At 69.5% G+C, this 23,795-nt stretch carries 26 protein-coding genes and 2 tRNA genes; 22 read left to right on the forward strand and 6 right to left on the reverse strand.

Going from position 1 to position 23,795, the window contains the following annotated elements; all coding sequences use genetic code 11:
- The first annotated feature begins 109 nt into the window (after positions 1 to 109).
- From BM393_RS20650 to phaR, 8 genes are all read left to right on the forward strand, one after another.
- Positions 110 to 186: transfer RNA gene (locus tag BM393_RS20650), tRNA-Val, on the forward strand.
- A gap of 113 nt (positions 187 to 299) precedes the next feature.
- A tRNA-Val gene (locus BM393_RS20655) sits at positions 300 to 376 on the forward strand.
- 165 nt (positions 377 to 541) lie between these two features.
- Positions 542 to 964 carry a hypothetical protein gene (locus BM393_RS20660; RefSeq protein WP_217648494.1) on the forward strand — a complete coding sequence of 141 codons (423 nt, stop codon included), beginning with the start codon at positions 542 to 544 and terminating at the stop codon, positions 962 to 964.
- Between the two features lie 103 nt (positions 965 to 1,067).
- Positions 1,068 to 3,251: a TonB-dependent siderophore receptor gene (locus tag BM393_RS20665; protein ID WP_254783538.1), complete on the forward strand. Its 2,184-nt coding sequence runs from the start codon at positions 1,068 to 1,070 to the stop codon at positions 3,249 to 3,251.
- 29 nt (positions 3,252 to 3,280) lie between these two features.
- Positions 3,281 to 4,462 (forward strand): DUF1624 domain-containing protein, encoded by a 1,182-nt coding sequence (locus tag BM393_RS20670; RefSeq protein WP_404932679.1) that lies wholly within the window; start codon positions 3,281 to 3,283, stop codon positions 4,460 to 4,462.
- A 32-nt stretch (positions 4,463 to 4,494) separates the two neighbouring features.
- On the forward strand, positions 4,495 to 5,526 hold the full coding sequence (locus tag BM393_RS20675; protein ID WP_175538446.1) for a LacI family DNA-binding transcriptional regulator: 1,032 nt from the start codon (positions 4,495 to 4,497) through the stop codon (positions 5,524 to 5,526).
- Between the two features lie 161 nt (positions 5,527 to 5,687).
- Positions 5,688 to 6,692 carry a tripartite tricarboxylate transporter substrate binding protein gene (locus tag BM393_RS20680; RefSeq protein WP_254783539.1) on the forward strand — a complete coding sequence of 335 codons (1,005 nt, stop codon included), beginning with the start codon at positions 5,688 to 5,690 and terminating at the stop codon, positions 6,690 to 6,692.
- A 115-nt stretch (positions 6,693 to 6,807) separates the two neighbouring features.
- Positions 6,808 to 7,389, forward strand: coding sequence for a polyhydroxyalkanoate synthesis repressor PhaR (phaR, locus tag BM393_RS20685; RefSeq protein ID WP_091732084.1), 582 nt, complete (start codon positions 6,808 to 6,810; stop codon positions 7,387 to 7,389).
- A gap of 37 nt (positions 7,390 to 7,426) precedes the next feature.
- Here phaR and BM393_RS20690 read toward each other — a convergent pair whose 3' ends face one another.
- Positions 7,427 to 7,894 carry a GFA family protein gene (locus BM393_RS20690; protein ID WP_091732088.1) on the reverse strand — a complete coding sequence of 156 codons (468 nt, stop codon included), beginning with the start codon at positions 7,892 to 7,894 and terminating at the stop codon, positions 7,427 to 7,429.
- Positions 7,895 to 8,154: 260 nt separating this feature from the next.
- Here BM393_RS20690 and BM393_RS20695 point away from each other — a divergent pair, with 260 nt between their 5' ends.
- The 4 genes from BM393_RS20695 to BM393_RS20710 all read left to right on the forward strand — a co-directional run bounded on the left by BM393_RS20695 (position 8,155) and on the right by BM393_RS20710 (position 11,583).
- Positions 8,155 to 8,370: a hypothetical protein gene (locus tag BM393_RS20695; RefSeq protein ID WP_091732093.1), complete on the forward strand. Its 216-nt coding sequence runs from the start codon at positions 8,155 to 8,157 to the stop codon at positions 8,368 to 8,370.
- On the forward strand, positions 8,370 to 8,609 hold the full coding sequence (locus tag BM393_RS20700) for a hypothetical protein (RefSeq protein ID WP_091732098.1): 240 nt from the start codon (positions 8,370 to 8,372) through the stop codon (positions 8,607 to 8,609). The genes BM393_RS20695 and BM393_RS20700 overlap by 1 nt, the downstream gene beginning before the upstream one ends.
- A 179-nt stretch (positions 8,610 to 8,788) precedes the next feature.
- On the forward strand, positions 8,789 to 10,198 hold the full coding sequence (gene rimO / locus BM393_RS20705; protein ID WP_091732102.1) for a 30S ribosomal protein S12 methylthiotransferase RimO: 1,410 nt from the start codon (positions 8,789 to 8,791) through the stop codon (positions 10,196 to 10,198).
- 173 nt (positions 10,199 to 10,371) lie between these two features.
- Complete coding sequence (locus tag BM393_RS20710) at positions 10,372 to 11,583, forward strand: PLP-dependent transferase (RefSeq protein WP_091732105.1); 1,212 nt, start codon at positions 10,372 to 10,374, stop codon at positions 11,581 to 11,583.
- 64 nt (positions 11,584 to 11,647) lie between these two features.
- On the opposite strand, the gene smpB is transcribed toward BM393_RS20710, so the two are convergent.
- Positions 11,648 to 12,112: an SsrA-binding protein SmpB gene (gene smpB / locus BM393_RS20715; RefSeq protein WP_091732110.1), complete on the reverse strand. Its 465-nt coding sequence runs from the start codon at positions 12,110 to 12,112 to the stop codon at positions 11,648 to 11,650.
- 106 nt (positions 12,113 to 12,218) lie between these two features.
- On the opposite strand from smpB, the gene BM393_RS20720 reads away from it, so the two are divergent.
- The gene (locus tag BM393_RS20720; protein WP_091732114.1) at positions 12,219 to 12,683 is read left to right on the forward strand and encodes a type II toxin-antitoxin system RatA family toxin; all 465 of its coding nucleotides are present in this window, start codon (positions 12,219 to 12,221) and stop codon (positions 12,681 to 12,683) included.
- The gene (locus BM393_RS20725; RefSeq protein ID WP_091732119.1) at positions 12,670 to 12,993 is read left to right on the forward strand and encodes an RnfH family protein; all 324 of its coding nucleotides are present in this window, start codon (positions 12,670 to 12,672) and stop codon (positions 12,991 to 12,993) included. The genes BM393_RS20720 and BM393_RS20725 overlap by 14 nt, the downstream gene beginning before the upstream one ends.
- A 149-nt stretch (positions 12,994 to 13,142) precedes the next feature.
- Here BM393_RS20725 and BM393_RS20730 read toward each other — a convergent pair whose 3' ends face one another.
- Positions 13,143 to 13,640, reverse strand: a complete 498-nt coding sequence (locus tag BM393_RS20730; RefSeq protein WP_091732123.1) for a DUF4124 domain-containing protein — start codon at positions 13,638 to 13,640, stop codon at positions 13,143 to 13,145.
- A 60-nt stretch (positions 13,641 to 13,700) separates the two neighbouring features.
- On the opposite strand from BM393_RS20730, the gene guaB reads away from it, so the two are divergent.
- The 3 genes from guaB to guaA are packed head-to-tail and all read left to right on the forward strand — an operon-like array spanning position 13,701 to position 18,122.
- Positions 13,701 to 15,173 carry an IMP dehydrogenase gene (gene guaB / locus BM393_RS20735; protein WP_091732127.1) on the forward strand — a complete coding sequence of 491 codons (1,473 nt, stop codon included), beginning with the start codon at positions 13,701 to 13,703 and terminating at the stop codon, positions 15,171 to 15,173.
- Positions 15,170 to 16,465, forward strand: coding sequence for an MFS transporter (locus tag BM393_RS20740; RefSeq protein ID WP_404932669.1), 1,296 nt, complete (start codon positions 15,170 to 15,172; stop codon positions 16,463 to 16,465). The genes guaB and BM393_RS20740 overlap by 4 nt, the downstream gene beginning before the upstream one ends.
- 52 nt (positions 16,466 to 16,517) lie before the next feature.
- A complete protein-coding gene (guaA, locus tag BM393_RS20745) occupies positions 16,518 to 18,122 on the forward strand; it encodes a glutamine-hydrolyzing GMP synthase (RefSeq protein WP_091732129.1) in 1,605 nt (534 codons plus the stop codon).
- Between the two features lie 66 nt (positions 18,123 to 18,188).
- Here the strand turns inward: guaA and BM393_RS20750 are convergent, their stop codons facing one another.
- Together BM393_RS20750 and BM393_RS25405 are read right to left on the reverse strand one after the other, a co-directional pair.
- Entirely contained in the window at positions 18,189 to 18,692 is a 504-nt protein-coding gene (locus BM393_RS20750; protein ID WP_091732133.1) for a type II toxin-antitoxin system VapC family toxin, read from the reverse strand.
- Complete coding sequence (locus BM393_RS25405; RefSeq protein WP_141225424.1) at positions 18,679 to 18,894, reverse strand: AbrB/MazE/SpoVT family DNA-binding domain-containing protein; 216 nt, start codon at positions 18,892 to 18,894, stop codon at positions 18,679 to 18,681. Before BM393_RS25405 ends, BM393_RS20750 begins: the two co-directional genes overlap by 14 nt.
- A gap of 252 nt (positions 18,895 to 19,146) precedes the next feature.
- Between BM393_RS25405 and BM393_RS20755 the strand changes: the two genes are divergently transcribed.
- The 3 genes from BM393_RS20755 (at position 19,147) to BM393_RS20765 (ending at position 20,771) form a co-directional block, all read left to right on the forward strand.
- Positions 19,147 to 19,923: an NIPSNAP family protein gene (locus BM393_RS20755; protein WP_091732136.1), complete on the forward strand. Its 777-nt coding sequence runs from the start codon at positions 19,147 to 19,149 to the stop codon at positions 19,921 to 19,923.
- 72 nt (positions 19,924 to 19,995) lie between these two features.
- The gene (locus BM393_RS20760; protein WP_091732140.1) at positions 19,996 to 20,223 is read left to right on the forward strand and encodes a hypothetical protein; all 228 of its coding nucleotides are present in this window, start codon (positions 19,996 to 19,998) and stop codon (positions 20,221 to 20,223) included.
- Positions 20,220 to 20,771: a 2'-5' RNA ligase family protein gene (locus BM393_RS20765; protein WP_091732144.1), complete on the forward strand. Its 552-nt coding sequence runs from the start codon at positions 20,220 to 20,222 to the stop codon at positions 20,769 to 20,771. Before BM393_RS20760 ends, BM393_RS20765 begins: the two co-directional genes overlap by 4 nt.
- 66 nt (positions 20,772 to 20,837) lie before the next feature.
- Here BM393_RS20765 and BM393_RS20770 read toward each other — a convergent pair whose 3' ends face one another.
- Positions 20,838 to 22,037 carry a DUF72 domain-containing protein gene (locus BM393_RS20770; protein WP_091732146.1) on the reverse strand — a complete coding sequence of 400 codons (1,200 nt, stop codon included), beginning with the start codon at positions 22,035 to 22,037 and terminating at the stop codon, positions 20,838 to 20,840.
- Positions 22,038 to 22,085: 48 nt separating this feature from the next.
- Between BM393_RS20770 and tadA the strand changes: the two genes are divergently transcribed.
- Together tadA and BM393_RS20780 are read left to right on the forward strand one after the other, a co-directional pair.
- Entirely contained in the window at positions 22,086 to 22,757 is a 672-nt protein-coding gene (gene tadA, locus BM393_RS20775) for a tRNA adenosine(34) deaminase TadA (RefSeq protein WP_091732151.1), read from the forward strand.
- Positions 22,754 to 23,734: an LD-carboxypeptidase gene (locus tag BM393_RS20780; RefSeq protein ID WP_091732155.1), complete on the forward strand. Its 981-nt coding sequence runs from the start codon at positions 22,754 to 22,756 to the stop codon at positions 23,732 to 23,734. Before tadA ends, BM393_RS20780 begins: the two co-directional genes overlap by 4 nt.
- Positions 23,735 to 23,795: the final 61 nt, after the last annotated feature.

Genomic DNA, 23,795 nt, shown 5'->3' on the forward strand with positions numbered 1-23,795 from the left:
TGGGTGTCGCGACCGGCGAGCGCTGCGTGGGTCCAGGCGGGCGCTGTTCCATTTTTCTTGCGGCTTCCTGGACGGACGCAAAAATCCGGCATATACTGCGAGGCTCTTCAGGCGCGTAGCTCAGTTGGTTAGAGCACCACCTTGACATGGTGGGGGTCGTTGGTTCGAATCCAATCGCGCCTACCAGAATTGGTAGGCAAGTCCTTCGGGACACCTCAGAAGATCGCCCGCTAAAAAAATGGAAAGCGGGCGATTTGTTTTGCGGACCAGTGGATTGACCACCGCTGGCCGAGTATTTCAGGCGCGTAGCTCAGTTGGTTAGAGCACCACCTTGACATGGTGGGGGTCGTTGGTTCGAATCCAATCGCGCCTACCAAAGCACACCCCGGTGAGTCGGAAGACTCTCCGGGGTTTTTGTTTTGGTACCGCGCGACCAATGCGCAGCGACATTCTTCGCAGGCCTTCCACGGTCGCGCGCCTGCGCTCGTGCAGAATGCGCGCTCTGCTCGACCGCCGCCGTCCCGGCGCTGCCTGTCCGACGATGAAGTTCCCGTTGCGCCGTTTCCGTTCCCCCTGGCTGCTGCTGCTCGTGCTGGCATGCAGCCTGCTGGGTCGGCCGCTGCACGAGGCCTGGCACGTCGCGCATCCGTTCGGCGAGACCGCCGGCATCGCGGCGGCCGGGCGCATCGATGCGTCGCCCGTCGTCGACGGTGCCGCAGCTGCGACGGCCGCTGCTGCCGCGACATCGGATGACCCGGTGCCCGGTCAGGAGGACTCCCCGGGCGCGAAATCGGACAGCTGCGCGTGGTGCCTGTTCCACGCGCAAGCCGCCGCGCCCGGCGGCACGCCACAGGCACTGCTGACCCACGCCGAGGCGAGCCCACCGCCGGCCGCCTTGCCTTGCGGACGGGTCTGCTCCCGCGACTGGACCGTCGCGAAGCCGAGAGGCCCGCCGGCCGCCTGAACCGCCCGCGCGCGCCAGGCGCGCTTTCGCTCATCCGGTTCACCACGCACGAGCGGCGTCGACGCGTCGTCACGCCCGCCCGGCGGCCATTCCTCGCTTTGTCATGTCCTTTTCTTCCGTCCTGCGCGCCGACGGCGCGCGCCTGTCTTCGTCCGTCCCGCTGCAATCCCTCCTCATCCTGGAACTGGCACTGGCCGCGTCCAGCCTCCGGGCGCAGGGCGCGCTCACAACGCCCGCACTCCCCACACCGCCCACCATGCCGACGGCCGATGCCGCCCTCGACGCGGTCACCGTGGACGGCGCGCGCCAGCCGTATCGCACGCTCGTCGTCACCGGCGCGATGAAGACCGACACGCCGGCGCGCGACCTGCCGCAGAGCGTGCGCGTGCTGTCCGGCGCCCTGCTGGCCGACGCCGGCGTCACCCGCCTGGACCAGGCGCTGGACCTGGCCAGCGGCATCGCCCGCCAGAGCAACCTCGGCGGCCTGTGGGACAGCTACGCGATGCGCGGCTTCACCGGCGATCCGAATTTCGGCTCGGACTACATGGTCAATGGCTTCACCTCCAGCCGCGGCTACAACGGCCTGCGCGACACGGTGAACACCGCGTCGGTGGAGGTCCTCAAGGGGCCGGCCTCGGCGCTGTACGGCCGGGGCGAGCCGGGTGGCACGGTCAACATCACGACGAAGAAACCCTCATTCACGCCCGCCTATGCGCTGCAGTTCTCCGCCGGCAGCCACGACCTGTGGCGCGCCAGCGCCGAGGCGACCGGCCCGCTCGGCGAGCGCGTGGCCTACCGGCTCGGCGTCGCGCGGGAGGGCGGCGCCAGCGACCGCGACCACGTCGAGGCGCGGCGGACCGCGATCTCGCCGTCCTTCCTGTGGATGGTCGGCAACGACACGACGGTCAGCTACGAGCTCGAGGTCGCGCGGCAGAAGGCGACCTTCGATCGCGGTGTTGTCGCGATCGGCGGCCAGTTGGGCCGGGTTCCGCGCCATGCGTTCTACGGCGAGCCGGACGACGGCCCGATCGCGACCGAGAGCGTCGGCCACCAGCTCTTCGTCCAGCACCAGTTCAACGACGACTGGTCGCTGCAGACCGGCCTGAGCTATCGCGAGAGCTCGCTGTCGGGCATCGCGACCGAAGCCCGCTTCGTCCAGCCGGACCAGCGCACGCTGGTGCGCCAGCGCCGCGCGCGGGACTTCTCCGCGAACGATCTGTCGGGCCGCTTCGAGGTGCTCGGCACGGTGCGGGCCGCGGGCCTGCGGCACCACCTGCTGGCCGGCGTCGACGCGTACCGCTTCGTCGACCGGCGCCAGCAGCAGCGCGTGGCCACCTCCACGCCGATCGACCTCTTCGAGCCCGTGTACGGCGCCACGCCGCCGCCGATGGCGCTCAGCGCCTGGACCCGCGAGGCGCAGAAGGCGCATGCCGTCTACGCGCAGGACCAGATCGACCTCGGCGAGCGCTGGAAGCTGCTGCTCGGCCTGCGCCATGACCGCTACGACCAGACGGTGCTCAACCGCCGCAGCGGCATCGCGACCGAGCAGTCGCTGGGCGCGACCTCGCCGCGCGCCGGCGTGGTCTACCAGCCCAGCGGGACGATCTCGCTGTATGCGACCGCGTCGCGGAGCTTCCGTCCCAACAGCGGCGTGAGCCGCGACTACACGTCCTTCCCGGCGGAGCAGGGCCGCTCGCGGGAGGTCGGCGCGAAGTACGACGCCGCCGGCGGCCTGTCCGCCACGCTGGCGCTGTACCGCATCGAGAAGAACAATGTGCTGACGCCGGACCCGCTCGCGCCCAACGAGTTCTCGATCGCCGCCGGCGAGGTGCGCAGCCAGGGCGTCGAACTCGACGTCGGCGGCGAGCTGGCGCGCGACCTGCGCCTGTCCTTCGCCTATGCGTTCACCGACGCCCGGGTGACCGAGGACAACAACGCCTTCCTCGTCGGCCGCCAGCTCGCGAACGTGCCCCGGCACAGCGCGAGCCTGCTATTGGTGCAGGGCTTCGCGATCGGCGGGCAGCGCGCGACGGCCGGCATCGGCCTGAACGTCGCCGGCCGGCGCGAGGGCGCGGTCGCGCCGCTGGCCGCCGCCGACGACTTCGACCTGCCGGGCTACGCGACGGTGAAGCTGCTGGGCAGCTACCGCGTCGACCGGCACTGGCTGCTGTCCGTGGACGTCGACAATCTGTTCGACCGGACCTGGTATGCCAGTTCATACAGCCAGGTCTGGGTCGCGCCGGGGCAGGGGCGGCGGGTGGTCGCCACGGTCCGCTACGGCTTCTGAGGCGGGCGTTGATGACCACGTTGACCCCGATGGCCGCGGTGGCCCCGACCTCGATGACTCCCGCATCCGCGCCGCGCCTGGTGCGCATCGCCTCGATCGACGCGCTGCGCGGCCTGGTGATGATCGTGATGCTGCTGGATCACGTCCGCGAGACCTTCTACCTGCACCTGCAGGTGAGCGACCCCATGGCGGTGCCGGGCACCCCCCCGGAGCTCTTCTTCTCGCGCCTGGCGGCGCACCTGTGCGCGCCGGTGTTCGTGTTCCTGACCGGGCTGTCGGCCTGGCTCTACGCGAACCCCGATGGCGCACCGCGCCGCGACGTGCGCGCCTTCCTGCTCAAGCGCGGGCTGCTGCTGGTCGGCCTGGAACTCACGCTGGTGACCTTCGCCTGGAGCGGGCATTTCCGGGTGATCTATCTCCAGGTGATCTGGGCGATCGGCTTCAGCATGCTGGCGCTGGCCCTGCTGTCGCCGCTGCCGCGCTGGCTGCTGGTGGCGATCGGCCTGGTCATCGTCGGCGGACACAACGCGCTGGCCGGCGTCGTGGTGCCGCCCGACAGTCCGTGGCACCCGCTGTGGACGCTGATGCTGCATCGCGACTGGCTGGTCCCGGAAGGGCTCGTACGGGTGCGGGTGAGCTACCCGGCGCTGCCGTGGGTGGGCGTGATCCTGCTCGGCTACGCGATGGGGCCGCTGTTCGCGCGGGCGGTGGACGGAGGCCGGAGACGCTGCGCGCTGCTGGCGATCTCGGCGGCCTGCCTGTCGCTGCTGGCCGTGCTGCGCGGTTTCAACCTCTACGGCGAGAACGCCCCGTGGGTCCGCGGCGCTTCGGCGCTGGAGACGGCGATGTCGTGGCTCAACTTCACGAAGTACCCGCCGTCGCTGGACTTCCTGCTGCTGACTCTGGGGATCGGACTGGCGCTGCTGGCCGTGCTCGAACGCGCGCGCGGCGCCTTCACGCGGGTGTGCGCGGTCTTCGGCGGCGCGCCGATGTTCTATTACCTGCTCCACCTGTACCTGCTGCTGATCGGGTACCGCGTGGCGCTGGCGCTGCTCGGTCCCAACCAGGGCACGCGGCTGGGCGTCGACGAGGGCGGGTTCGCGCTGATCTGGCTGATCTGGCTGGCGCTGATCCCGCTGCTGTACCCGCCGGTGAAGGCCTTCGCGGCCTACAAGCGACGCACCCGCCGGGCCTGGGTGAAGTACTTCTGAGGCGCCGGCGCGCCCCTATGATCGGCGCCCATATGGCAGAGACCGAGCGCTTCCCCCGTCCCCGTCGTCGCAAGGGCAGTGGTGCCGTCACGCTGCGCGACGTCGCGCAACTGGCGGGCGTGGCCCCGATCACCGCGTCCCGCGCGCTCAACACGCCGTCCCAGGTCTCGCCCGAGGTGCTGGGACGCGTCACCGAGGCGGTCCGCCAGACCGGCTACGTGCCCAACCTGCTCGCGGGCGCGCTGTCGTCGATGAAGAGCCGCATGGTCGGCGTCGCGGTCCCCACGATCGCCGGCCCGGTTTTCCTCGACACCGTGCAGAGCCTGACCGAGGCGCTGTTCGAGGCCGGCTACCAGGTGCTGCTCGGCCAGACCGGCTACGACAACGCCCGCGAGGACGCCTGGCTGGACGCGATGATCGGCCGCCGGCCCGATGGCCTGGTGCTCACCGGCACCAGCCATTCGGAGCAGGCGCGCACGCGGCTGCGCGCCGCCGGCGTGCCAGTGGTCGAGACCTGGGACCAGAGCGACGATCCGATCGACATGCTGGTGGGCTTCTCCCATGTGGAGGTCGGCCGCAAGGTGGCCACCTACCTGCACGAGCGCGGCTACCGCCGGCTGGCCGGCGTGGCCGGCAGCGACGAACGCGCGATGCGCCGTTTCCGCGCCTTCCAGGAGCAGGCGAGGGCGCTGGGCGTCGCCGACGTGCCGGTCGCCACCGTCGCCACGCCGACCACGCTGGGCAGCGGTCGCCGCGGCCTGGCGGAACTGCTGGCGCATCCCGACGGCATCGACGCGGTGTTCTGCAGCTCCGATTCGCTGGCGCTGGGCGTGCTCATCGAGGCGCAGGCCCGCGGGCTGCGCGTGCCGCAGGACCTGGCCATCGTCGGCTTCGGCGACCTCGCGCTGGCCCGGGACCTCGAACCCGCGCTGACCACGGTGCGCATCGATGGTTTCGCCATCGGGCGGCAGGCGGCGCGATTCATCCTCGATCGCGCCGATGGCCCGGTCGAGCGCCGCGCGATCGACATCGGCTTCGAGCTGGTCCAGCGCGCCAGCGCCTGATCCGCGGCCGCTCCCGCAGGCGTCCGACCCGGTGAAATCCCTCATGAACGCGACCTTGACGTTCGTGACGGTACCGATACCATCGTCGCCATCAAGAAGATGGTATCGGTACCAATCCGAGGTCGGCGAGGCCCGTGCCGTCATGGATGGAGACAAGCGAGATGACTCTGGTGAAGCGCAGCCGCGTGCGGCTGCTGGGCGCCGCGGCGGCGATGGCGCTCGGCGCGACGATCACGATGACCCCGGCGCTCGCCGCCGATGCCACGAACTGGCCGACGCAGCCGGTCAAGCTGATCGTGCCGTTCGCTCCGGGCGGCACCTCCGACGTGCTGGCGCGGGAGATTGCCTCGCGGCTGCAGGTGGCGCTCAAGCAGACTGTCGTCGTGGACAACAAGGCCGGCGCGGGCGGCGTGCTGGGCGCGGACAGCGTGGCCAAGGCGGCGCCGGACGGCTACACCGTGCTGCTGGGCACGATCGCCACGCATGCGATCAACCCGGCGCTGATGCCCAAGATGCCCTACAAGGCCGACCGCGATTTCGCGCCGGTGATCCTGCTGGGCAAGATCTCCAACGTGCTGCTCATCGGACCGGGCGCGCAGGCCCGGACGGTCAAGGACATCGTCGCCGCGGCCAAGGCCAAGCCGGGCGACATCACCTTCGCCTCGGCGGGGCAGGGCACCTCGCAGCACTTGTCGGGCGAGGTGTTCCGCCTGATGACGGGCGCCGACCTGACGCATGTCCCCTACAAGGGGAGTGCGCCGGCGATCCAGGACGTCATGGGCGGCCAGGTGCCGATGAGCTTCGAGACCGTGACCGTGGCGCTGCCGCAGATCAAGGCGGGCAAGGTCAAGGCGGTGGCGGTGACCTCGGCCAAGCGCAGCGCGCAGCTGCCCGACGTGCCGACGCTGGCCGAGTCCGGCGTGCCCGGCTTCGACGTGTCCAGCTGGCAGGCGCTGTACCTGCCGGCGGGCACGCCGCCGGCGATCGTCGCCAAGCTCAATGCCGAGGTGCAGAAGATCGTCGCTCAGCCCGAGGTGAAGGCCAAGATGGAATCGCTCGGCCTGGAGTACGCGCCCAACAGCCCGGCCCAGTTCACCGAGTTCCAGAAGGCCGAGCAGGCCCGGTGGGCCAAGGTGATCAAGGACGGCAACGTCAAGCCCGACTGATCGTCAAGCGCCCCTCGTCGGGCCGATGCGTCCCCCGCACAGCAAGGGAAAGCACCCGGCGGGGTGCTTGCCGGGCCCCTCCTAGAATGGGCCGCAGACCCTCAGAGGAGACAGCATGGTGACGGCCCGACGCGGCAAGACGGCAACCGGCGGCGAGGACCCCACGCAACCCAAGGGGCCGCGGGTGCTGAAGAAGTACCCCAACCGGCGGCTCTACGACACCCAGACCAGCAGCTACATCACCTTGGCGGACGTCAAGAAGATGGTGCTCGAGGGCGAGGTCTTCGAGGTCCGCGACGCCAAGTCGGGCGAGGAGCTGACGCGCTCCATCCTGCTGCAGATCATCCTGGAGGAGGAGATGGGCGGGATGCCGATGTTCTCGACGCCGCTGCTGGCGCAGATCATCCGCTTCTACGGCCATGCGATGCAGGGGCTGATGGGCGCCTACCTCGAGAAGAACCTGCAGGCCTTCGGCGAGATGCAGGCGCGCTTTGCCGAGCAGAGCAAGGGCGCGGGCTTCGACCCGCAGCTGTGGTCGCAGTTCATGAGCGGCCAGGCGCCGATGATGCAGGGCCTGATGGGCAACTACCTGGAACAGTCCAAGAACCTGTTCCTGCAGATGCAGGAGCAGTTCCAGAGCGCCGGCAACATCTTCCCCGGCATGCCGGGCTTCCCCCCGCAGCCCCCCAAGAAGTAGGGCACGACCGGCGGCGGTCGCGGCGGTCGCGGCGGCGCTACAGCCCGTGCCGGCGATGCCAGTCGGCCAGCGATTCGTCGGGGAAATGGTCGAAGCGTTGGTCGCCCGGCCGGCCTTCGACCTCCACCCAGGCGGCCTTCGAGTCGAGCAGGCCATGCACGTTCTCCGGCGGCGTGGGCAGCGGCGTGTCGATGGCGCTGGCATGCGGGTGGATCAGGTCGGGCCAGTTGTCGTCGTACATCCAGAGCGCGGTGCCGCAGCGGCCGCAGAAGTGGCGCTGGCCGGAGCTTTCCTTGCCGTCGATCACCGCGCGGTAGACCCGCAGCTCGCGCTTGCCCTTGATGAGCTTGAAGGTCCGGTGGTCGGCGCCGATGTTGATCGCGTAGCCGCCGGTGCCGGCAGTCTTGCGGCAGATCGAGCAATAGCAGCGCAGGTAGGGGCAGGGCTCGGTCGATTCGACCGAGAAGCGGACGCGGCCGCAGTGGCAGGAGCCTTCGAGGAGCATGGGTGGCCTCCATTCCGATCGATGTTGGCAGCAAGCGGCATGCCCCGTTGGAATGTGAGGGATGCATCCTTGCGTCGCGGCGCTGTGCTGACCTAGGGGCGGCACGGGAGTACCGAATCCTGAGACTCGCGGACCGTGGCGTGCAAGTGGAGGTGGGACGCGAGTCTCGGAACCCAACCTAACATCCTTGGCTTCGCACGGTGGGAGCAGTCGGAGTGCAGACATCGGGGACACATTGGGAGTCGTTCAAGGACTCCGTCGTGCATCTGCTCTATGTCACCGGCTACTTCAGCGTGATCGCGCTCGTGGCCGTGGCGTTCGACCTGATCGGTCACCAAGTGCTGCCGTGGATCGGCGTAACATCTTTCGTCGGCACTGGCTTCATCTGGGCCTCCGAGGCGTTGTTCGCGGTCGACCTGATCCTGTTGGGTGTCTACGTGTCCCGTTCGATGTGGGAAAAGTTGAAAGGCCACTGATGACGTTGAAGCTGAACTTCAGCCGGATCGCCAAAGAATCCGCCATCGATTTCTTCGCCCCGCTGACCGGCATGTACAAGGTGTTGATTTCGGATCTGGCGACGGCTCGCGGCCAGGTGCGCCCGGATGGCGATGGCCCCGCGATCAGGGCGAAGGTTCTTGGTCGGCGCGCCGCGCGGCCGGCGGCCAATCGGTCTCTGGCGACTTCCGCAGTGCCCAGGGTGCAAGCAAAGGGCTGAAGGGCAGCGCGACTTCGCGGTGGCCACGCTTCTGAACGGACCGACTCCGGGATGCGCCCTCGCGGCGCGTGACCAATTCGAGGCGCAGCGGCTGGGAGATGCCGGTCGGAAGGCCGGAGGCGGGCGCTTCCTCTACAATGCCGCCCCAGCTCCCAGCCAGGCCCTCCGGCGGAATTCAAATGGAATCAACGACTTACGACATCCCCGCCGACAAGAAGGCTGCCGCTCCGAAGATCGGCTTCGTCTCCCTGGGCTGCCCCAAGGCGCTCACCGATTCCGAACTGATCCTCACGCAGCTGCGCGCCGAGGGTTACGAGACCTCCAAGACCTTCGCCGGCGCTGACCTCGTCATCGTCAATACCTGCGGCTTCATCGACGACGCCGTGAAGGAGTCGCTGGACACGATCGGCGAGGCGCTGGCCGAGAACGGCAAGGTCATCGTCACCGGCTGCCTCGGCGCCAAGGCCGGCGCGAGCTCCGACAACATGGTCCGCGAGGTGCATCCCAGCGTCCTCGCCGTCACCGGCCCGCATGCGACGCAGGAAGTGATGGACGCCGTCCATACCCACGTCCCCAAGCCGCACGACCCCTTCATCGACCTCGTCCCCGAGGCCCGCGGCGTGGCCGGCATCAAGCTCACGCCCAAGCATTACGCCTACCTGAAGATCTCCGAGGGCTGCAACCACCGCTGCAGCTTCTGCATCATCCCGAGCATGCGCGGCGACCTGGTCTCGCGCCCCATCGGCGACGTGCTCGCCGAGGCCAAGGCGCTGTTCGAATCCGGCGTCAAGGAACTGCTGGTCATCAGCCAGGACACCAGCGCCTACGGCGTCGACATCAAGTACCGCACCGGCTTCTGGGACGGCAAGCCGGTCAGGACCCGCATGTTCGACCTCGTCGCCCAGCTCGGCGAGATCGCCAAGCCCTACGGCGCCTGGGTGCGCCTGCACTACGTCTATCCGTATCCGCATGTCGACGAGGTGCTGCCGATGATGGCCGAGGGCCTCATCCTCCCGTATCTCGACGTCCCGTTCCAGCACGCGCATCCGGATGTGCTCAAGCGCATGAAGCGCCCGGCCAACGGCGAGAAGAACCTCGAGCGCATCCAGCGCTGGCGCGAGATCTGCCCCGAACTGGTGATCCGTTCCACCTTCATCGCCGGCTTCCCCGGCGAGACCGAAGCCGAGTTCCAGTACCTGCTGGACTTCATGCGCGAAGCGCAGATCGACCGCGCCGGCTGCTTCGCCTACTCGCCGATCGAGGGCGCGCCGGCCAACGCGCTGGAAGGCGCGCTGCCCGACGAAGTCCGCGAGGAGCGCCGCGCCCGCTTCATGGCGGTGGCCGAGGAGGTGTCCATCGCCAAGCTGCAGCGCCGCATCGGCGCGACGATGCAGGTGCTGGTCGACTCGGCGCCGGCGCTGGGCCGCAAGGGCGGCGTCGGCCGCTCGTATGCCGATGCGCCCGAGATCGACGGCACCGTCCGCCTGCTGCCGCCGGAGAAGGCCAGCAAGCAGCTCCGCGTGGGCGAGTTCACCCGCGCCCGCATCGTCGGCGCCGAGGGGCACGACCTGATCGCGCTGCCGATCTGATCGGCGACGCGCCTGCCGGGCCCGCGCATCGCGGGCGCCTCCGCCGCTCACCCGCCACGCCGGCCTCGTGCCGGCGTTTTCATTGCCGGCTCGTGCTGGCGTTGTCATTGCTGGCGCACGGCCGTCGCGGCTGCCGCAGAATGGTCGTCCCGTTCCCAGCGCCAGGAGACTTCGTGAGCAAACGCGGCCCGTCCACCGAGCAGATCCACCACCCGTTCCGCGCGCCAGACGGCTGGGACGCCGTCGCGGTGCCCGTGGCCAAGGCCTCGACGGTGCTCTTCAAGGACACCGCCGAACTGCATCGGCCGCGCGCGCAGGACGGCATCAGCTACCGCTACGGACTGCCGGGCACGCCCACCACCTACACGCTGGCCGCGCGCATCGCGACGCTGGAGCACGCGCAGCATTGCGTGCTGACGCCCAGCGGCCTGGCCGCGATCACGCTGACCAGCCTGGCCTTCCTCCAGCCCGGCGACGAGGTCCTGGTGCCGGACAACGTCTATGGCCAGAACCGGCACATCACCACCGGCTTGCTGACGCGGCTCGGCATCACGCACCGCTTCTACGATCCGCTGGACGTGCCAGCGTTCGAGGCGATGCTGTCGCCTCGCACGAAGCTGGTGTGGCTGGAGGCCGCCGGGTCGATCACGCTGGAGTTCCCCGATCTCATCGGCCTGTTGAGCGCCAGCCGTGCCCGCGGCGTGCTGACCGCGCTCGACAACACCTGGGGCGCGGGGCTTGCCTTCAATGCGTTCGAGGTGGCGCCCGACCTGGCGCCGGGCCTCGGCGCCGACCTCAGCATGCAGGCGCTGACCAAGTTCCCGTCCGGCGGCGCGGACCTGCTGATGGGCGCCGTCTGCACGCGGGACGCGGCGCTGCATCGGCAACTGGTGGCGATGCACGAGTACCTCGGCCATGGCGTCGGGCAGAACGATGTCGAGGCGGTGCTGCGCGGCCTGCCGAGCATCGTGCTGCGTTACCGCGCGCAGGACGCCGCGACCCGCGACCTGGCCCGGTGGATGGCCGCGCGCCCGGAGATCGCGCGCGTGCTGCATCCGGCGCTGCCTGATTCGCCGGGTCATGCGCACTGGCGCCAGGTGAGCCCCGATGCGGCGGGCTGCCTGTTCTCGGCGGTGTTCCGGCCGGACTACGACGCACGGCGCGTCGACGCCTTCGTCGATGCGCTGCGCTGCTTCGGCATCGGTTATTCCTGGGCCGGCCCGATGAGCCTGGCGGTGCCCTACAACCTGAGCCGGAGCCGCTCGCTCGGGCTGCCGTGGACGGCGCAGGAGGGCGGCACGCTGGTGCGCTTCGCCATCGGGCTGGAGGACGTGGAGGACCTGCGCGCCGACCTGGCGCAGGCGTTCGAGGTGCTGAAGGGCTGAAGGGCAGGGCGGCCGAACGGCCGAGGCAGCGACGGACCCGAGACGGCGGAGCGGCAGCGGCCGCTCAGTCCTTGGCCGGGCCCGACACCTTGTGGCGCATCAGGCGGCCCTTCTCGCGCTCCCAGTCGCGCTTCTTCTCGGTCTCGCGCTTGTCGTGCTGGGCCTTGCCCTTGGCCAGCGCGATCTGCGCCTTCACGCGGCCGTTCTTGTAGTGCAGGTCCAGCGGAATCAGCGTGAAGCCGCGCTGCTCGACCTTGCCGATCAGCCGGCGGATGTCGGCCCGGCTCATCAGCAGCTTCTTGGTCCGGTCGGCCTGCGGATGCACATGGGTGGAGGCGGTGCGCAGCGGATTGATGCGGCAGCCGATCAGGAAAAGCTCGCCCTCGCGGATGAGGACGTAGCCGTCCGGCAATTGGACCTGGCCGGCGCGGATCGCCTTGACTTCCCAGCCTTCCAGGACGATGCCGGCCTCGTACTGCTCCTCGATGTGGTACTCGAATCGGGCGCGGCGGTTTTCTGCGATGGACATAGGCGGGGGTGTTCTTCTCGTGCGGCGCACGGCGGGCGTGACAGCCGGATGGCGGCCAGATGGGGGCGATCGGGCCGCCTACAATCCCGCCATTCTAAGAACCGCCATGAAGCACGTCCGGAAGACAGTCCTCCTTTGGTACTCGCCGCGCGAGATGTACGAGCTGGTGACCCAGGTCGAGCGCTATCCGGAGTTCCTGCCGTGGTGCTCAGCGGCCGACATCCTCGAGCGTGACGACCACGGCATGACCGCCCGGCTGTCGCTGCACTATGCCGGCCTGCGCCACGCCTTCACCACCCGCAACACGCACGAGACCGACCAGCGCGTGCGCATGGAACTGGTCGACGGGCCGTTCTCCAAGCTCGACGGCGACTGGCGCTTCCTGCCGCTGAACCGCCCCGGCACGCCGCCGGGCAGCGAGCCCAAGGCCTGCAAGGTCGAGTTCGAACTGCGCTACGCGTTCTCGAGCTTCGCGCTCGAGGCGGTCGTCAGCCCGGTGTTCGATCGCATCGCCAACACCTTCGTCGACAGCTTCGTGAAGCGCGCCGAGCAGGTCCATGGACCCCGCTGAACTGTCGGTCGACCTCTTCTGGAGTCCCGTTCGCGGGGAGCTCCGCGAACAGCAGCTTCGCCTGCCCGCGGGCAGCACGCTACGGGATGCCTTGCTGGGCAGCCGGTGGTTCGAGCCGAACCGGATCGAGGCGTTGACAGCCGGCATCTGGGGCCGGACCGTGCCGCTGGACACGCCGCTGCGCGAGCGCGACCGCATCGAGGTCTACCGCCCGCTGACCGTCGACCCGAAGGAGGCGCGCCGGCAGCGTTACCAGGCGGCGGGCAGCCGCATCGTGACGCGGCATCGACCGCTGGGCCGCAAGGCCTGACGACACGCGGGGAAGCACCAAGGAGCGCCAAGGAGCGCCGAGAGGCGCGCAGCAAAAAGGCCGCGTGAGCGGCCTTTCGTCTTACCGGCGGTCACCGGACTTACGTCCGGCTTGCCGCCCGGTGTTGTTTCCCGGACGCGTTCCGGGCCTCACTTGCAGTTCGCGGTGATCACCGTCTGCATCTGGCGGATCTCGTCCTGACGCATCTGCTCGGTCATCGGCTGCGATTCGCCACCGGCCGTGCCGGAGCGCAGGCGCACGCCGGACTCGAGCATGCGCTGGCGGTTCTGCGCCTGGCGGCAGTTCTCGGCCATCGCCTCGGTGCGGGCCTTGTCCTCCTGCGCCTTGCGCTCACGCTCGACCTTCTCGCGTGAAGACGGCTCGCTGGCGGCCCGGCCCGGCGCGGAGGCTCCGGAGGCCGCCGCCGAAGCCGGCACGCCCGGCGCCGGGGCCACGCGCACGGCATTGGTGGGGCGCTGCAGGATGTCCTTCTCGGCCACGCTCGGCGGCGGCGGACGGTCGCTGTATTGCGTGCGGCCATCGGCATCGCGCCACTTCCATTGGGCGTGCGCGATCGAGGTCAGCGCCATCAGCGCCAGCGCGCACATCACGCCCAGCGGGCGTCGCGGGAGTCGGGGATTCATCATGGGCGTGGAGTGTACTGCCGGGCTTCTCTATAATGCGCCTTTGCGTCTGGAGCTTCCCTCATGCGCCTACTCGGAAAAGCGCTCACCTTCGACGATGTGTTGCTGGTGCCGGCGTTCTCCCAGGTGTTGCCGCGCGACACCAGTCTGGCCACGCAGTTCACGCGTGGCATCCGCCTGAATCTTCCCCTCGTGTCCGCCGCGATGGACACCGTGACCGAAGCGCGACTGGCGATCGCCATCGCCCAGGAAGGCGGCATCGGCATCGTCCACAAGAACCTGACCCCGCAGCAGCAGGCGGCCGAAGTGGCCCGCGTCAAGCGCTACGAGTCCGGCGTGCTCCGCGACCCGATCACGATCACCCCCCAGACCACCGTCCGCCAGGTCAAGCAGCTCAGCGAGCAGCACGGCATCTCCGGCTTCCCGGTGCTGGAGGGCAAGAAGGTCGTCGGCATCGTCACCGGCCGCGACCTGCGTTTCGAGACCCGCATGGACGCGCCGGTCAGCGAGATCATGACCCCGGCCGAACGCTTGATCACCGTCCGGGAGGGCGCCTCGCTCAACGACGGCAAGGCGCTGATGCACAAGCACAAGCTGGAGCGGGTGCTGGTCATCAACGACAGCTTCGAGCTGCGCGGCCTGATGACCGTCAAGGACATCACCAAGCAGACCAACTTCCCCAATGCCGCCCGTGACGACCACGGCAAGCTGCGCGTCGGCGCCGCCGTCGGCGTGGGCGAGGGCACCGAGGAGCGCGTCGAGCTGCTGGTGAAGGCCGGCGTCGACGCGATCGTCGTCGACACCGCGCACGGCCACAGCAGCGGCGTGATCGAGCGCGTGCGCTGGGTCAAGAAGAACTACCCGCAGGTGCAGGTCATCGGCGGCAACATCGCCACCGGCGCCGCGGCGCTGGCGCTGGTTGAGGCCGGCGCGGACGCGGTCAAGGTCGGCATCGGCCCGGGCTCGATCTGCACCACCCGCATCGTGGCGGGCGTCGGCGTGCCGCAGATCGCGGCGATCGACTTCGTCGCCACTGCGCTCAAGGGCACCGGCGTGCCGCTGATCGCGGACGGCGGCATCCGCTACTCGGGCGACATTGCCAAGGCCATCGCCGCCGGCGCGAGCACGGTGATGATGGGCGGCATGTTCGCCGGCACCGAGGAGGCCCCGGGCGAAGTGATCCTGTACCAGGGCCGCAGCTACAAGAGCTACCGCGGCATGGGCTCGATCGGCGCGATGAAGGCCGGCTCGGCCGACCGCTACTTCCAGGAAAACGACGAGACGACCAACCCGAACGCGGACAAGCTGGTGCCGGAAGGCATCGAAGGCCGCGTCCCGTACAAGGGCTCGATGGTCGCGATCGTGCATCAGATGGGCGGCGGGCTGCGGGCCTCGATGGGCTACTGCGGCTGCGCCAGCATCGCCGACATGCACGAGAAGGCCGAGTTCGTCGAGATCACCTCGGCGGGCATCCGTGAGAGCCACGTCCACGACGTGCAGATCACCAAGGAAGCGCCCAACTACCGTCTGGAGTGACGCCCTTGTCCGACCCGGCGCAGCGCGACGGCCCCGACGCCGTCGCGGCCTCGACCACGCATGGCGGCCGCAAGGCCGCCATGTCGTTCATCCTGATCGCGGTGCTGATCGACATGGTCTCGATCGGCCTGATCATCCCGGTGCTGCCGCCGCTGGTCGGAACCTTCACCCAGAACGAGACCCAGCACGCGCTCGCCCAACTGGCGGTGGCCTTCGCCTTCGGTCTCGCGAATTTCTTCGGGTCGCCCATCCTGGGCGGGCTCTCTGACCGCTTCGGCCGCCGCAAGGTGATGCTGGTCGGCTTCAGCGGGCTGGCGCTGAGCTTCTTCGTCACGGCCATGGCGCAGGCGCTGTGGATGCTGGTCGTGGTGCGGCTGTTCTCCGGCGCGATGCAGGCCAACGCGGCCGTCGCCAACGCCTATGTCGCCGACATCACCCCGCCCGCCGATCGCGCCAAGCGCTTCGGGATGCTGGGCGCGGCCTTCGGCATGGGTTTCATCCTGGGGCCGGTGATGGGCGGGCTGCTCGGCGCGATCGACCTGCACCTGCCGTTCTACGTCGCGGGCACGCTGGCGCTGATGAACTGGCTGTATGGCTTCTTCGTGCTGCCGGAATCGCTGGCGCCGGAGCACCGCCGGCCCTTCGACTGGCGCAAGGCCAATCCGTTCGCCGCGCTCGGCCGGCTGCGCAAGCTGCACGGGGTCGGGCCGCTGATCTACGTCATCGCCTGCTCGGGCTTGGCGCAGCTGGTGATCCAGACCAGCTGGGTGCTCTACAACCAGCACAAATTCGGCTGGGGCCCGAAGGAGAACGGCCTGTCGCTGTTCGTCGTCGGCCTGGTCGCGGTGCTGGTGCAGGGCGTGCTGCTGCAGCCGCTGATGAGATGGCTGGGGCCGCGCCGGCTGGTGTTGATCGGCCTGATGACCTCGATCGCGACCAACCTGATCTGGGGCCTCTCGACCGAGGCCTGGATGATGGTCGCCGCGATCTTCCTGAACGTCTGCGGCGTGGCCGCCGGCCCGGCGATGCAGGGGGTGATCTCCAATGCCGCCGACGCGCGCACGCAGGGCGAGACCATGGGCGCGGTGGCCGCGATCAACAGCCTGATGGCGGTGGTCTCGCCGATCGCCGGCCTGGGTCTGATGGCGCTGGTGGCCGAGCTGCCCAAGACCGACTGGCGCATCGGCGCCCCGTTCTACCTGTGCGCGCTGCTGCAGCTGGCCTCGCTGGCCTTCGCCTGGCGCCACTTCACCGCGGAGCCACCGGCGCAGGCCGCCGCGGCCAAGGCATGAGCGCCGCCGCTCCGTCCGCAATCGAATTCCCAAGCATCGCTAGAAGCTGACCATGCACGACAAAGTCCTCATCCTCGACTTCGGCTCCCAGGTGACCCAGCTGATCGCGCGCCGCGTGCGCGAAGCCCACGTCTACTGCGAGATCCATCCCAACGACGTCAGCGACGATTTCATCCGCTCGTTCGCGCCCAAGGCGATCATCCTCTCGGGCAGCCACGCGTCGACCTACGAGGACCACGAACTGCGCGCGCCGCAGGCCGTGTGGGACCTGGGCGTGCCGGTGCTGGGCATCTGTTACGGCATGCAGACGATGGCGGTGCAGCTCGGCGGCAAGGTCGAGTGGAGCGACCACCGCGAGTTCGGCTACGCCGAGGTCCGCGCGCATGGCCACACCAAGCTGCTGGCTGGCGTCCAGGACTTCTCGACGCCCGAGGGTCACGGGATGCTGAAGGTCTGGATGAGCCACGGCGACAAGGTCACCGCGCTGCCGCCGGGCTTCGTGCTGATGGCCTCGACGCCGAGCTGCCCGATCGCCGGCATGGCGAACGAGGAGAAGGGCTACTACGCGTTCCAGTTCCACCCGGAAGTGACGCACACGGTGCAGGGCGCCGCGATGATCACGCGCTTCGTGCGCGACATCGGCGGCTGCCGCGGCGACTGGATCATGGGCGACTACATCGAGGAAGCCGTCCAGAAGATCCGCGAGCAGGTCGGTGACGAGGAAGTCATCCTGGGTCTGTCTGGCGGCGTGGACTCGTCGGTGGCGGCGGCGCTGATCCACCGCGCGATCGGCGACCAGCTGACCTGCGTGTTCGTCGATCACGGCCTGCTGCGCCTGAACGAAGGCGACATGGTCATGGACATGTTCGCGGGCAAGCTGCATGCGAAGGTGATCCGTGTCGACGCGAGCGAGCTGTTCCTCGGCCAACTGGCCGGCGTGACCGACCCGGAGCGCAAGCGCAAGATCATCGGCGGCCTGTTCGTCGACGTGTTCAAGGCCGAGGCGGAGAAGCTCAAGGCCAGCGGTGGCGGCCACAAGGGCGCGACCTTTCTGGCGCAGGGCACGATCTATCCGGACGTGGTGGAGAGCGGCGGCACCAAGACCAAGAAGGCCACGACGATCAAGAGCCACCACAACGTGGGCGGCCTGCCGGAGCAACTGGGCCTGAAGCTGCTGGAGCCGCTGCGGGAGCTGTTCAAGGACGAGGTCCGCGAGCTGGGTGTCGCGCTGGGCCTGCCGCCGGAGATGGTCTATCGCCATCCGTTCCCAGGCCCGGGCCTGGGCGTGCGGATCCTGGGCGAGGTGAAGAAGGAATACGCAGACCTGCTGCGCCGCGCCGACGCGATCTTCATCGAGGAGTTGCGCAACACCCGTGACGAGGCGACGGGCAAGACCTGGTACGAGTTGACCAGCCAGGCCTTCACGGTGTTCCTGCCGGTGAAGAGCGTGGGCGTGATGGGTGACGGCCGGACCTACGACTACGTCGTCGCGCTGCGTGCGGTGCAGACCAGCGACTTCATGACGGCGGACTGGGCGGAGCTTCCCTACAGCCTGCTCAAGCGCTGCTCGGGCCGGATCATCAACGAGGTGCGCGGCATCAACCGCGTGACCTACGACGTGTCGAGCAAGCCGCCGGCGACGATCGAGTGGGAATGAGCGCTCGACGCTGATGCACAAGGGCCCTTCGGGGCCCTTGTTCGCTATTGCCGCGTCGTTGCCGTGCTATTGCGCCGTTGGCGCCAGCTGCTTCGCCGTTGGCCAGCGATCCCATCGTCCGGTCGGCTCGGACCCTGAAGCGGCACTGCCTGCCGCACTTCCCTTGGCGAACAGCCTGACCAGCGGAAGGCCCCTGAAGTGCGCATCGCAGGTGAGAACTTCCGCGCCAAGCCGCAGCGCAGTGGCGTAGATGACCGCATCCGCAGTGGCGAGCTTGTGTTGCACATTGGCCTGCGCCGCGAGCGCTGCGGTTTCGGAATCGAGCAGCTCGACTTGGCAGTCCTCCAGCGACTGTTCCAGCCGCTCCCGTTCTGCTTCGGTCAGTTCGCGCAGGGCCCATTTGGAGAGCTCCAGCTGCACGATTGTTGGAACGATGCAGTGAGCCTTGGCCGGGAGCACAGCGGCAATTCGCTGCCCCAGGGCGGTCTGGGAGAAGCACTCGATCCAGACCGATGTATCGACCACGATCGGACTGCATGTGCCCTCGGGATGGGCGCTAGTAGCGGTCATTGCGATCACGGTATCCCTCCGTGTTGGCGCCCTTTGCAATCCCGAAGAGTTCCTGCGGCGTGACGTGTGGGCAAATGAAGATGCCGTTGCCTCGGCGGATGAACATCAGCTTCTGCCCCGACTTCCATTTCAAGGAGTCTCGAAGCTCTTTGGGCAGCTCGATGCGGTGGCGAGGAGAAAGTTCTCCGGTGGGTGCGGGCATGTGTCCTCCATGGCGATCAGTGAAGCGGGAAGCCGCCGATTCTTCGCTCCCGGGCCTCTGAGGACTACGACCTTGACGAGTGGTGGCCACGCCGTGACTACCGAAGGTCGAGGTGCTGTCGACGTTGATGAGCAGTTGACGTTCGCCATCGCCATGAACCCATGGAGCGCCGGCCGTTGCTGACACGCGGTGACAGGGCGTCTCCCCAGAATCGCACGATCACTTCGACGCCCACGACCCAGGAGGTCCACCATGTCCGACGCCCATCCCGTCTTCGAGTTGCGCCAGTACAAGATCGTCAAGGGCGAGCGCGACCGCTTCATGCGGCTGTTCGACGAGGCGTTCGTCGACTCGCAGGAAGCGGTCGGGATGCGGCTGTACGGCCAGTTCGCCGACCTCGACGACCCCGGCCGCTTCGTCTGGATCCGCGGCTTCGACGACATGGCGGCGCGCGAGCGGGCGCTCCACGCGTTCTATTCCGGCCCGGTCTGGCAGGCTCGCCGCGACGAGGCCAACCCGCTGCTCGACGACAACGACAACGTCCTGCTGCTGCGGCCGACGCCAGGCGGGGCGGTGCCGGCGCGCATCGATGTGGCACGTGACGCGGGCCGAGCGGGCAGGGCGGGCAGGGCGGGCGGCGCGCTCGGCGCGGGCCGCGACGGCGGCACCGGACTCGTGCTGCTCCACCTGTGCTACCTCTGGAAGGATCCCGCCGATCCGGAGGACGGTTTCGCCCGCTTCTTCGAGCACGAGGTCGCGCCGGTGATCGAGGCCGCGGGACTGCCGGTGATCGGCAGCTTCATCCCGGAGCGCTCGCCCAACAACTTCCCGCGACTGCCGGTGCGCGAGGGCGAGAAGGTCTTCGTCTGGATGACGCGTGCCGCCGATGCCGACGACTGGGCCCTGCGCTGGAGCGCGTGCCGGCATGCGCCGGCCTGGCGCGCGCTCGCACCGCGCTGGCTGGACGCGCAGGAACGGGCACCGCAGATCCTACGCCTGCGACCGAGCGTCGGCTCGGCCCTGCGCTGAGCCGGGTCGACGCGCCGCGGCGCGCCCGCTTGGCTATGCTGCCCGCCATTGCCTCGATTTCCGGATCTCCCCATGCGCAGCGCCCTGTCCATCCTGGCCGTCGTGATCGTGCTCAGCATCATCATGCTCACCGCGAAGAAGCAGATGGAAACCATGAAGACCCGCCCGCCCGCGGCGTCCGCCGCCTCCTCGGGCGCGGCCGCGCCGTCGGACCTGCCTCAGCCCGAGGCCGTCGGCCGCCAGGTGCAGGACCTGATGAAGCAGGGCGAGCAGCGCGCCTCGGAGGCTGACGCGCGATGACCGTGCATGCGCTCTTCTTCTGCCTGCGGCCCGATCCGGCCACCGCGGTGAGGCTGAGCGCCGTGTCGGGCGACATCGCTCGACGCTTCGGGCTGCGCGTTCGACCGCCCCGCACCGAGCGCCTGCATTTGACGCTCCATCACCTCGGCTGGTATGACGACACGACCGACCAGGCCGAAACGATGGCCGAAGTCCGGCAACTCGCTGAGGACGCCGCCGCGGCGCTGCGGCACGGGCCGGTCCGGGTCGACTTCGACCAGTTGCTGAGCTTCACCCGCAAACCGCGCAACCTGCCGCTGGTGCTCAGCGGCGGCGTTTGCCTGGACGGCGCGCGCGCGATGCGGGCCGCGCTCGGCGACCGGCTCCATGCGGTGGGCCTGCGGACCGATCCGCGCTTCACGCCGCATCTCACGCTCTTCTACGACGATGTCGCCGTCCAGCCGCAGCCCTTCATCGTGCCCGGCTGGACCGCCTCCGAGTTCCTGCTGCTGGACAGCCTGCAGGGACAGTCCACGCACGTGGACCTGGCCCGCTGGCCGCTGGACTGAGCCCGAACCGGGCGTCAGCGGGCCTCGTCGATCGACGGCTCAACCCGCCCGTGGAGCTCGCCCCGCTCAGGCCGGGTCGACGATCTCCCGCGCCAGCGCGCGCAGGCTCAGCGGGGCAGAACCTTCCGCATGATTGGAGATCGTCACGTAGCAGGGCTGGCCGGCCTCGGCGGTGGCGCGCACGACTTTCGCCAGCACGGCTCGGGTCTCCGGATCGGGATCCATGACCTCGGCGTACTCGCCGTATTTCTTCTCGGCGTCCTCGTAGCCGAACGGGCCATGGACGCGGTGCAGGTTCCACCGGCAGACCAGCGGCCCGGGCCACATCGCGCGCAGCAGCGGCAACTGGTCCTGGATCGGGGGCAGCTTCGGATGCAGCCCGAGGCAGTAGCGCGCGCCGGTGTCCTTGAGCACGGCGACGAAGTCCGGCGTGAGCCATTCCGGATCGCGGACCTCCACCGCCACCACCGCCTCCGGCGCCACGTCGCGCAGCGAGGGCAGGGCGGCCAGCATCGCGTGCAGCCGGTCGAGCTGTTCCGGCATGCGGCCCAGCATGGCCAGGGGCAGCGGGCTGAGCTGGAACACCAGCGCGCCGATGCGCGCGCCCAGCCCTTGCAGCGCGGGTTCGAGGAATTCCTGGACCGCCAGCCGCGGATCGAGGAAGGCTGTGTTGGCCTGGCGGCCGCGGCCGTCCTCGGTCCGCACCTGCGCGTCGGTCACCACGCTCGGCGCCTTGACCGTGAAGCGGAAGTCCTCGGGCACCTGCTGCGCGTAGCGCTCGTACTGGCTGGCCGTCAGCGATTGGTAGAACCCGCGGTCGATGCTGACCGCGCGGTGCAGCGGCTGCTGCGCATAGGCGCTCAGGCCGTTGCGCGACAGGGTGGATTCGCCATGCCGGCCGGCCCAGACGATGCCCTGCCAGCCCGGATAGCTCCACGACGAGGTGCCCAGCCGGATCCGCGGCGACAGCGCGGCGGCGAGGGCAGCCTGCGATTCGTCCACCGGCTGCGGCTGGACGCCGGCGCGGCGGCGTTTCGGCGCGCCGTCGGTGGCGGGCGAGGGCGTGCCTGCGGTGGTCGCGCCGCTGGTGTCGTCCGGATCGTCCGCATCGCCGGGATCGCCCGCGTCGTCGCGGTCGGTGCGGTCGGTGCGGTCGGCGCCGCGCGCCTGCCGCCCGGTCGTCGCGGGCCGCGCGTCGGGGGCGGGCGCTGGCGCCAGCAGCTCGCCGAAGAGATCGTCCTGATGGCCGGGGAACTCCTGTTGCATGGGCCGGCAGCATAGCGGGCACGGCTACACTGCCGCGCGAGCTTCGCCATGTCCATCGAGCCTTCCTCCCTCCTCCCCGCCGACGAGTACGCGATGCGGCTCGCCCTCGACCAGGCGCAGAACGCCTGGCTGGTGGGCGAGGTGCCCGTGGGCGCCGTCATCATGCGCGCCGGCCAGGTGATCGCGACCGGCTACAACCGCCCGATCACCACCCACGACCCGACCGCGCACGCCGAGATCGTCGCGCTGCGCCACGCCGCGCAGCTGCTGGGCAACTACCGGCTGCCCGAGTGCGAGCTCTACGTGACGCTCGAGCCCTGCGCGATGTGCGCGATGGCAATGATGCATGCGCGGCTCAAGCGCGTGGTCTTCGCCGCGCCGGATCCCAAGACCGGCGTGGCCGGCTCGGTGCTGGACCTGTTCGGGCAGAAGCAGCTCAACCACCACACCGCGCTGCAGGGCGGTGTGCTGGCCGAGGCCTCCGCCAAGCTGCTGCGCGAGTTCTTCGCCGAGCGCCGCGAAGCCGCGCGCCAGCTGCGCGAGACGCGTCGCCAGGCGGCCGCCGAGCGGGCCATCGAGGCCGGCGCCGCCGTGGATGCCGACGGCCTGCCCGCCTTGACCGCGCTGCCCGAGGTGCAGGAGTTCCCGGTGATCCCGGTCGGCGACGCGCAGTACCTTTCCCCGAATTCCGATCCTCCGCAGGACGACCCGCAGCGATGAGCTCCCTGATCCTCTACACCCCCTCCGGCGTCCTGGCGCAGGCGCAGTCGCTCAAGCGCGCGGCCAAGCGGCTGGCGGCGCTCGGCTTCGACGTGAGCCTCGACGAGGCCGCGCTGGCGAAGCACCAGCGCTTCGCCGGCGACGACGACACGCGGCTGGCCGCGCTGCACCGCGTCGCCGAGGCGGCGCCGTCGGTGGCGCTGGCCACCCGCGGCGGCTACGGCCTGACGCGGCTGCTCGACCGCATCGACTGGGCGCTGATGGCGCGCAGCGTGGAGCGTGGCACCCGCTGGGTCGGCCTCAGCGACGTCACCGCGCTGCAGCTGGCGCTGCTGGCCCACACCAAGCAGACGAGCTGGGCCGGTCCGATCGCCTGCGACGACTTCGGCCGCGCCGAAAGCGACGGCGGCGTCGACGAGATCACCCGCGACTGCTTCCTCGAGGCGATGGACGGTTCGCTCGAGGCCATCGGCTTCCGCACCGAGGCGGGCCTGGACGGCGTCGAGGCGCGCGGCACGCTGTGGGGGGGGAACCTGGCGGTGCTGTGCTCGCTGCTGGGCACGCCGCACTTCCCGAAAATCAAGGGCGGCATCCTCTTCCTGGAGGACGTCAACGAGCATCCCTACCGCGTCGAGCGCATGCTGCTGCAACTCTGGCAGGCGGGCGTGCTGGACGCGCAGAAGGCGGTGATCCTGGGCAGTTTCAGCGGCTGGAAGAAGTCGCCGCTGGATCGCGGCTACTCGATGAAGAGCTGCGTGCAGGCGCTGCGCGAGCGCGTCAGGGTGCCTGTCCTCACCGGGCTGCCCTTCGGCCATGTGCCGACCAAGGTGTGCCTGCCCGTGGGCGCGAAGGCCGAGATGATGGTCGAGGGCCGCGACGTGATCGTGGCCTGGGGCCATGTCGGCCACGGACACGATCATCACGAGCCGCACGATCACCCCGGCCACGATCACGACCACCCCGGTCACGACCACTGACCGACGTCACGGGCGCCGCGCGAGCGGGGCCGCTATGATCCGCCCCGGCAGCGGCCGGCCT

The sequence above is a fragment of the Mitsuaria sp. PDC51 genome, from assembly GCF_900113225.1.
Lineage (GTDB): Bacteria > Pseudomonadota > Gammaproteobacteria > Burkholderiales > Burkholderiaceae_C > Roseateles.

What these genes read in the sequence shown, in the direction of transcription:
- BM393_RS20780 (WP_091732155.1), top strand. Translation starts at nt 22,754, where the DNA reads ATGAGCTCCCTGATCCTCTACACCCCCTCCGGCGTCCTGGCGCAGGCG.
- BM393_RS20750 (WP_091732133.1), bottom strand. Translation starts at nt 18,692, where the DNA reads ATGACCGCTACTAGCGCCCATCCCGAGGGCACATGCAGTCCGATCGTG.
- BM393_RS20730 (WP_091732123.1), bottom strand. Translation starts at nt 13,640, where the DNA reads ATGATGAATCCCCGACTCCCGCGACGCCCGCTGGGCGTGATGTGCGCG.
- phaR (WP_091732084.1), top strand. Translation starts at nt 6,808, where the DNA reads ATGGTGACGGCCCGACGCGGCAAGACGGCAACCGGCGGCGAGGACCCC.
- smpB (WP_091732110.1), bottom strand. Translation starts at nt 12,112, where the DNA reads ATGTCCATCGCAGAAAACCGCCGCGCCCGATTCGAGTACCACATCGAG.
- BM393_RS20770 (WP_091732146.1), bottom strand. Translation starts at nt 22,037, where the DNA reads ATGCAACAGGAGTTCCCCGGCCATCAGGACGATCTCTTCGGCGAGCTG.
- BM393_RS20700 (WP_091732098.1), top strand. Translation starts at nt 8,370, where the DNA reads ATGACGTTGAAGCTGAACTTCAGCCGGATCGCCAAAGAATCCGCCATC.
- rimO (WP_091732102.1), top strand. Translation starts at nt 8,789, where the DNA reads ATGGAATCAACGACTTACGACATCCCCGCCGACAAGAAGGCTGCCGCT.
- BM393_RS20660 (WP_217648494.1), top strand. Translation starts at nt 542, where the DNA reads ATGAAGTTCCCGTTGCGCCGTTTCCGTTCCCCCTGGCTGCTGCTGCTC.
- BM393_RS20725 (WP_091732119.1), top strand. Translation starts at nt 12,670, where the DNA reads ATGGACCCCGCTGAACTGTCGGTCGACCTCTTCTGGAGTCCCGTTCGC.
- BM393_RS20760 (WP_091732140.1), top strand. Translation starts at nt 19,996, where the DNA reads ATGCGCAGCGCCCTGTCCATCCTGGCCGTCGTGATCGTGCTCAGCATC.
- BM393_RS20675 (WP_175538446.1), top strand. Translation starts at nt 4,495, where the DNA reads ATGGCAGAGACCGAGCGCTTCCCCCGTCCCCGTCGTCGCAAGGGCAGT.
- BM393_RS20720 (WP_091732114.1), top strand. Translation starts at nt 12,219, where the DNA reads ATGAAGCACGTCCGGAAGACAGTCCTCCTTTGGTACTCGCCGCGCGAG.
- BM393_RS20670 (WP_404932679.1), top strand. Translation starts at nt 3,281, where the DNA reads ATGGCCGCGGTGGCCCCGACCTCGATGACTCCCGCATCCGCGCCGCGC.
- BM393_RS20690 (WP_091732088.1), bottom strand. Translation starts at nt 7,894, where the DNA reads ATGCTCCTCGAAGGCTCCTGCCACTGCGGCCGCGTCCGCTTCTCGGTC.
- BM393_RS20680 (WP_254783539.1), top strand. Translation starts at nt 5,688, where the DNA reads ATGACTCTGGTGAAGCGCAGCCGCGTGCGGCTGCTGGGCGCCGCGGCG.
- BM393_RS20665 (WP_254783538.1), top strand. Translation starts at nt 1,068, where the DNA reads ATGTCCTTTTCTTCCGTCCTGCGCGCCGACGGCGCGCGCCTGTCTTCG.
- tadA (WP_091732151.1), top strand. Translation starts at nt 22,086, where the DNA reads ATGTCCATCGAGCCTTCCTCCCTCCTCCCCGCCGACGAGTACGCGATG.
- BM393_RS25405 (WP_141225424.1), bottom strand. Translation starts at nt 18,894, where the DNA reads ATGCCCGCACCCACCGGAGAACTTTCTCCTCGCCACCGCATCGAGCTG.
- guaB (WP_091732127.1), top strand. Translation starts at nt 13,701, where the DNA reads ATGCGCCTACTCGGAAAAGCGCTCACCTTCGACGATGTGTTGCTGGTG.
- BM393_RS20765 (WP_091732144.1), top strand. Translation starts at nt 20,220, where the DNA reads ATGACCGTGCATGCGCTCTTCTTCTGCCTGCGGCCCGATCCGGCCACC.
- guaA (WP_091732129.1), top strand. Translation starts at nt 16,518, where the DNA reads ATGCACGACAAAGTCCTCATCCTCGACTTCGGCTCCCAGGTGACCCAG.
- BM393_RS20755 (WP_091732136.1), top strand. Translation starts at nt 19,147, where the DNA reads ATGTCCGACGCCCATCCCGTCTTCGAGTTGCGCCAGTACAAGATCGTC.